Source organism: Burkholderia sp. MSMB1498, assembly GCF_001526245.1.
Classification (GTDB): Bacteria; Pseudomonadota; Gammaproteobacteria; order Burkholderiales; family Burkholderiaceae; genus Burkholderia; species Burkholderia savannae.
The window spans coordinates 149645-155913 of the sequence record NZ_LOYJ01000033.1; the positions used below are offsets into that span (position 1 = coordinate 149645).

The 6269-nt window shown below is 63.9% G+C and carries 7 protein-coding genes; 5 read left to right on the forward strand and 2 right to left on the reverse strand.

The genetic code is table 11. The annotated features are described in order from the left end of the window. The first annotated feature begins 10 nt into the window (after positions 1–10). Positions 11–475: a CBS domain-containing protein gene (locus tag WS91_RS06845; protein WP_038744064.1), complete on the forward strand. Its 465-nt coding sequence runs from the start codon at positions 11–13 to the stop codon at positions 473–475. 201 nt (positions 476–676) lie between these two features. Here WS91_RS06845 and WS91_RS06850 read toward each other — a convergent pair whose 3' ends face one another. Further along, positions 677–1018 carry a DUF4148 domain-containing protein gene (locus tag WS91_RS06850; protein WP_038744062.1) on the reverse strand — a complete coding sequence of 114 codons (342 nt, stop codon included), beginning with the start codon at positions 1016–1018 and terminating at the stop codon, positions 677–679. 521 nt (positions 1019–1539) lie between these two features. Here WS91_RS06850 and WS91_RS06855 point away from each other — a divergent pair. After that, a complete protein-coding gene (locus WS91_RS06855) occupies positions 1540–1938 on the forward strand; it encodes a GreA/GreB family elongation factor (protein WP_038744060.1) in 399 nt (132 codons plus the stop codon). Positions 1939–2182: 244 nt separating this feature from the next. On the opposite strand, the gene omp38 is transcribed toward WS91_RS06855, so the two are convergent. Beyond that, positions 2183–3307, reverse strand: a complete 1125-nt coding sequence (gene omp38 / locus WS91_RS06860; protein WP_038744058.1) for a porin Omp38 — start codon at positions 3305–3307, stop codon at positions 2183–2185. A gap of 587 nt (positions 3308–3894) precedes the next feature. Here omp38 and WS91_RS06865 point away from each other — a divergent pair. The 3 genes from WS91_RS06865 (at position 3895) to WS91_RS06875 (ending at position 6121) form a co-directional block, all read left to right on the forward strand. Beyond that, entirely contained in the window at positions 3895–4311 is a 417-nt protein-coding gene (locus WS91_RS06865; protein WP_059582533.1) for a YXWGXW repeat-containing protein, read from the forward strand. A gap of 393 nt (positions 4312–4704) precedes the next feature. Then, positions 4705–5010, forward strand: a complete 306-nt coding sequence (locus tag WS91_RS06870; RefSeq protein ID WP_038744054.1) for an ArsR/SmtB family transcription factor — start codon at positions 4705–4707, stop codon at positions 5008–5010. 49 nt (positions 5011–5059) lie between these two features. Beyond that, the gene (locus WS91_RS06875; RefSeq protein ID WP_038744052.1) at positions 5060–6121 is read left to right on the forward strand and encodes an alkene reductase; all 1062 of its coding nucleotides are present in this window, start codon (positions 5060–5062) and stop codon (positions 6119–6121) included. Positions 6122–6269: the final 148 nt, after the last annotated feature.

The window sequence follows — 6269 nt, forward strand, 5'->3', positions numbered from 1 at the left end:
GAGACAGCGTATGAGCCTCACCGTCGCACAGATTCTCAGGTCCAAGCCTGATTCGGGACGCACGATTCACACGATCGAGAAGTCCGATTCCGTCTACAACGCGATCAAGCTGATGGCCGAAAAGAGCATCGGCGCGCTGCTCGTGATGGACGGCGCGGACATTGCCGGCATCGTGACGGAGCGCGACTACGCGCGCAAGGTGGTGCTCCTCGACCGTTCGTCGAAGGCGACGCGCGTCGAGGAAATCATGACGTCGAAGGTGCGCTACGTCGAACCGACGCAGACGAGCGACGAGTGCATGGCGCTGATGACGGAACACCGGATGCGCCACTTGCCCGTGCTCGACGACGGCAGGCTCATCGGGCTCGTGTCGATCGGCGACCTTGTGAAAAACGTGATCGCCGATCAGCAGTTTACGATCGATCAGCTGGAGCATTACATCCACGGAATTCCGGCTGCCGTGCACCCGCAGTAGACACGCGCCACGGCGCCTATCAAAAAATGCCCAAACGCATCGCGTCTGGGCAAAGCCGCCGAAGTGCGGCGACGGAGGTTCGGCTCTGCACTCGCGAGCCTCGCGCATCGCACGGGCTCGCGGTTTATGGAATCGACCTCTTCAGGGTTGCCGGCGGCGCTCGGCGCTGCCGGGTGCATTCAGTACGACGTGCCGATCCAGTCAGTTGCCGAAGTAGACCGAATGGCCAAACGAAGGCGAAGTCGGCGACATGCTCGCGCGGCTACCGGATTCCGATGCGCCGGCCGGCTGCACGCCATAGCCGCTCGTGTCGGCGTGCGTGAGCGTTTGCTGCGCGGGGCGCATGCGTTGCGAAGCAGCCTGGACATTCGCCGGATACTGGGTCTCGCCGGATTCGGGCTTGTAGCCGTTCTGCTCGAGCTGGACGAGCTCGGACTTCACTTGCTCGCGGGTCAGCGGCTGCTGCTGGTCGGCTTGCGCGAAAGAAGCGAGCGGCGCGACGAGCATCGACGCGGCAACGGCTGCATAGACGAACGATTTCATGATGGACCTCCGGAATGTTGTATTGGCGTCGCTCCAGGCACCGTTGTCCGAAGCGATTGATTCCAGTCTAGTCACCGGCATTACAAGGGGAAACCCCTAGTTTAAACATACAGCGTTGCATCAATAGCAATAATTTCAGGCTGTATTGCAGCCGAAAGCCAGTCAAAAGCATCACGACGGCAACAATGGGAAGCGACGCCACAGGCTCGCTCGCCTGCTGTCCGGTTCGTCGTTTTGTTGTATATTTGTAAAGTTTGTCCCGTCTTTCGTCTTTCGTTTCATTGCCTCGATCATGCGCACGCAGACCTTCCACGCCACTTTTGCGCACCGCCCGCGCGGTGCGCGCGCGGCCGTGGTCGCCGTCGCGACGCCTCCCCTCCTTCGAAGCACGCTTGCAGCGCCGCTCGCCGCGGCCCGGCGCTTGACCTGACAGCAGCCTCCATCCCGGAGCCGCGTCAGCCAGGCTCCGGGCGATCCCGCAGGTTGGCCACGCCACCCAAGCCGATCATTTGGAGACTGTCATGAAGAACAGGATTTATCAGCTCACCGAACTCGACGTCGCGCGCCTCGAAAAGCACGCGGAACGCAACCCTCGCTACCAGGAAATGCTCGACACGCTGCTAGAGCGTGCGGATATCGTCGAGCCCGACAAGATTCGGGCAAACGTCGTCACGATGAACTCGCAGATCAAGCTGATCGACGAAACGGCCGGCCAGGACATGACCTGGACCATCGTCTATCCGGATGCGGTCAACTTCGAACAGGGCCGGCTGAACGTGTTTTCTCCGGTCGGCATGGCGCTGCTCGGCGCACGCTGCGGCGAAAAAGTGAAAGTCACGCTGCCGGGCGGCGCGGACGCGACGCTGAAAATCGCCGAGATCGTGTACCAGCCGGAAGCGAGCGGCGATTACACCTACTGAACGGCGGCGAATCGCCGGATGCGGCACGGTAGCCGGGCAAGCACGGCCGGCTAGCCAGCCGCACAGCACGAATGCCGAAGAACGGGCGCGCCGCCCGTCGACGTCGACCCACCAAGAGAAAAGCGAGGATGCATGTGCAACCCTCGCTTTTTTCTTTCACCTCGACGCGCATCGCATCGGCGTCGCGCATAAAAAAAGGCGCCCGAAGGCGCCTTTTCGAGACTGGACAAGCCAGCCGTCAAGCTTAGAAGCGGTGACGCAGACCAACCGTTGCCGCGGTTTGGTTGATCGACGTGCTGAACGGCGTGCTGAGGTCGCCGTTGTAGATCGACGCGTTCGCGTTCTTCGACGAACGTTGGTACACAGCTTGTGCATACACGTCGGTGCGCTTCGACAGAGCGTAGTCGGCCTGGACGCCAACTTGGTTCCAGTGCTGGCTTTCGCCGTTTGCCTTCGCGTTCGTGTACGTGTAAGCAACGCCCAGACCCAGTGCCGGCGTCAGGTTGTACTTCACGTTGGCTTCGTAGTTGTCGGCACGGATGGTCGGCGTGCCGTTTGCCAGGTTGTCGAGGCGCGATTGCGTCCACAGCACGCCGCCTTGCAGCGGGCCGTACGCGTAGCTTGCGCCAGCGCCGTACACGCGCGAACGGCCTTGGATGTTCGCCGCGTTCGTGCCGCCGATGTTGAAGCCGGTCAACGGATCCGTTGCGCCCGTGGTGTTCGCGCCAGCGTTGTTAGCTTGCGAGTACGCAGCACCGACCTTCAGGCCTTGGAACTGGTACGAAGCGCCCGCGCTGTATGCACGGTTGTTCGCGAATTGCGAGTTGTTCGAGAACGAGTACGTGCCGCCGAATTGCAGGCCGGCGTAGTTCGCGCTCGTGAACTTGACCGTGTTGTTCACCGCGACGTCGCCGTTCGTGTTCAGGCGGTCGTTGTTGAGCGGGTGAGCGAAGTACGTGCCGCCCCAGGTGCCCGTTGCCGACAGCGGCGACAGGTAGTCTTGGGTTGCGTCGTACTGACGGCCCAGCGTGACGGTGCCGTAGTTGCTCGACAGGCCGACGAACGCTTGACGGTTGAACATGCCGCCACCGTTGTTGAAGCGGCCGTTACCGATGTTGAAGCCGCTTTCCAACGTGAAGATTGCCTTCAGGCCGCCACCCAGGTCTTCCGAGCCGCGCAGACCGAAACGGCTTTGATCGACGCCCGAGCCGACCGACCACAGCGACTTGCCCGAGCCCGACGGCGTCGCGACGTTGCTTTGGTACGTGATGCCTGCGTCGAGCACGCCGTACAGCGTGACGCTGCTTTGCGCGTGTGCGACGGTGGCGAACGATGCAGCAACTGCTGCAACAATCAGAGTCTTGTTCATGCGTGGAGCTCCCTTTTAAAAAAGGTAGGCCTTGCGACCTCGTTTCGATAAACGGTCTGCAACCGCCCGGAAGCGCCATATCGGCTTGCGAAACTTCCTGCATGGCCGCGCCCGGATGGTTGCCCGTTCTGGGAACCGTGAGTTTAGGGGTGTACCCTAGGGGCGCCATTCGCGAATAAAGAAATAAGCTTTTCCAGAACTAGAAATAATAGAAATGCCGACCTCTTATAAGTATTTGTTTTGTCGCAAGTTTTTGACCTCTTGACACCTCCTTTTTGGCGGTCTCGCCAAGATCATTCCTCTGTGTCAGCGTCTTGACGGTTGCGTATAAACAACAAACGCCTTCCAGTAAAACCGGCGGATTCGGTATTTTTTACTCATTTAAGCGCACTCGGCGTCGCCAAAACGAAAGACTATCGCCAGCATACTTTCGATAGATCTCGTTCGCTCCACCAGTCCGCACCACGGTTGGGCGCCGTAACAGCCGTTACAGGGTTCGTAACGATAGCCTGCTTGCAACGCGTTAGGGTCGAACCTGCGGCGGCGCTTCGGCTTGCGCCGCTTCCGGTTCACTCCATGGAGCAACCATGAATCGACGTCAATTTCTCCACACGCTTTCGCTCGGCGGCATCGCACTTGCCGGCGGCCTCGGATTCGGCACCGCCGCAACCGCCCAGCAGCCGCCCGGGCCGCCGCAATCGCCACAGTCGCCGCCCGGCTATCGGCCGCCCGACTACCGCCCGCCGATGCAGCCTCAGCCCGCCAGGCCGCCGTACCATGGTCGCCCGGACCGTCCGCCGCCGCCGCTTCGGCACGAGCGCCGCCCCGCGCCGCCGCGCCCGCGCGGTTATGTATGGACGACCGGCTATTGGGGCTGGCGCGGCGGCCGGTATGTATGGATTCCGGGCCGCTGGATCGCGGCGCGCCCCGGCCACCGCTGGGTGCCCGGCCATTGGCAGCAACGCTCGGGCGCCTGGATCTACATCGAAGGGCGATGGAATTGAGCGCGTCTCGCGGGCGCGCGAATGCCGGCCGCGACGCGGATCGCTCGAGGAGCGCGGCTATTCGGCGCGTTCGATGAACGGCAAGCGAACTCGCGGCCGGCGCAGCGGTTCGTCGGAGCGGTTCGTCGGAGCAGTTCGTCGGAGCGGTTCGTCGGAGCGGTTCGTCGACCGATACGGCGATGCGGATCGCCGTGCGATGGTGCGGGCGCGATTGCAGGAAGCGCAACGCAGGCAATCGTCCGCCCGCCTCCCGCCGAGGCGGGCACCACGGACGCTATCGCGCCGATTGCGGACATCAATCGCCCCTAGTCAATAGAGTGTTGCTGTTTATATCGTCATTGACCGATCTAAGCTTCGGGGACCGACGATCCGCACGATTGCACCGCCCTGCCGATGAATCTCGACGCCGACGCCATTCACAAAGCGCTCGCGAGCCCCGTGCGCCGCGCGATCCTCGCGTGGCTCAAGGAGCCGGACAAGCACTTCCCGGCCTCGCACGCAGGACCGTTTCCGCACGGGGTCTGCGCAGGCCAGATCGATGCGCTGTGCGGACTGTCGCAATCGACCGTGTCCGCGCATCTCGCCGCGCTCGAGCGCGCCGGGCTCGTCACGTCGACCCGCGTCGGCCAATGGGCGTTCTTCAAGCGCAACGACGCGGTGATTCAAGCGTTTCTCGATTCGCTGCATCGCGGCCTTTGACACCCGCCCGTTCGCCGCAAGGGCTTAGCCACACTCGATGAGGTCCCTCATGCCTTCTCTGTTCGATCCGCTGACCATCGGCGACCTGACGCTGCCGAACCGCATCATCATGGCGCCGCTGACTCGCGCCCGCGCCGGCGATTCGCGCGTTCCCAACGCGCTGATGGCGCGGTACTACGCCGAGCGCGCGTCCGCGGGGCTCATCATCAGCGAGGCGACATCGGTCACGCCGCAGGGCGTCGGCTACGCGAACACGCCCGGCATCTGGTCACCCGAGCAGGTCGAGGGCTGGCGGCAAGTGACGGACGCCGTTCATGCGGCCGGCGGCCGTATCTTCCTGCAGCTCTGGCACGTCGGCCGCGTATCCGACCCGGTCTTTCTCGACGGCGCGCTGCCCGTCGCGCCGAGCGCGATCGCGCCCGGCGGCCACGTGAGCCTCGTGCGCCCGCAGCGGCCCTATGTGACGCCTCGCGCGATCGAGCTCGACGAGATCCCGGGCGTCGTCGCCGCATTCCGCCGCGGCGCGGAGAACGCGCGCGCGGCCGGCTTCGACGGCGTCGAGGTGCACGGCGCGAACGGCTATCTGCTCGATCAGTTCCTGCAGGACGGCTCGAACCGCCGCACCGACGCGTACGGCGGCTCGATCGAGAATCGCGCGCGCCTCTTGCTCGAGGTGGTCGACGCGGCGATCGACGTCTGGGGCGCGGCGCGCGTCGGCGTGCACCTCGCGCCGCGCGGCGATTCGCACACGATGGGCGATTCGAACCCGGCCGCGACGTTCGGCTACGTCGCGCGCGAACTCGGCCGACGCAACATCGCATTCCTGTTCGCGCGCGAATCGCTCGGCGGCGACGCCATCGGCCCGCAATTGAAGGAAGCGTTCGGCGGCCCGTTCATCTCGAACGAGAAATTCACGCTCGAAAGCGCGCAAGCGGCGCTCGAAGCCGGGCAGGCGGACGCGGTCGCGTGGGGCCAGCTCTTCATCGCGAATCCGGACCTGCCGCGTCGATTCGAGCTGAATGCGCCGCTCAATCAGCCGAATTCCGCGACGTTCTATTCGGAAGGCGAAACGGGGTATACGGATTACCCGACGCTCGAAAGCGCGGCGTGAGGACGTTTGTGGACCGGGGCGGGCCGATCGCGGGTGGTTGAGCGTCGGCTCTTCCGGTTTTCGGAATTCGGCGTGGCGGCCGGCGGCCGGTGGTCGGTGGTCGGTGGTCGGTGGTCGGTGGTCGGTGGTCGGTGGTCGGTGGTCGGTG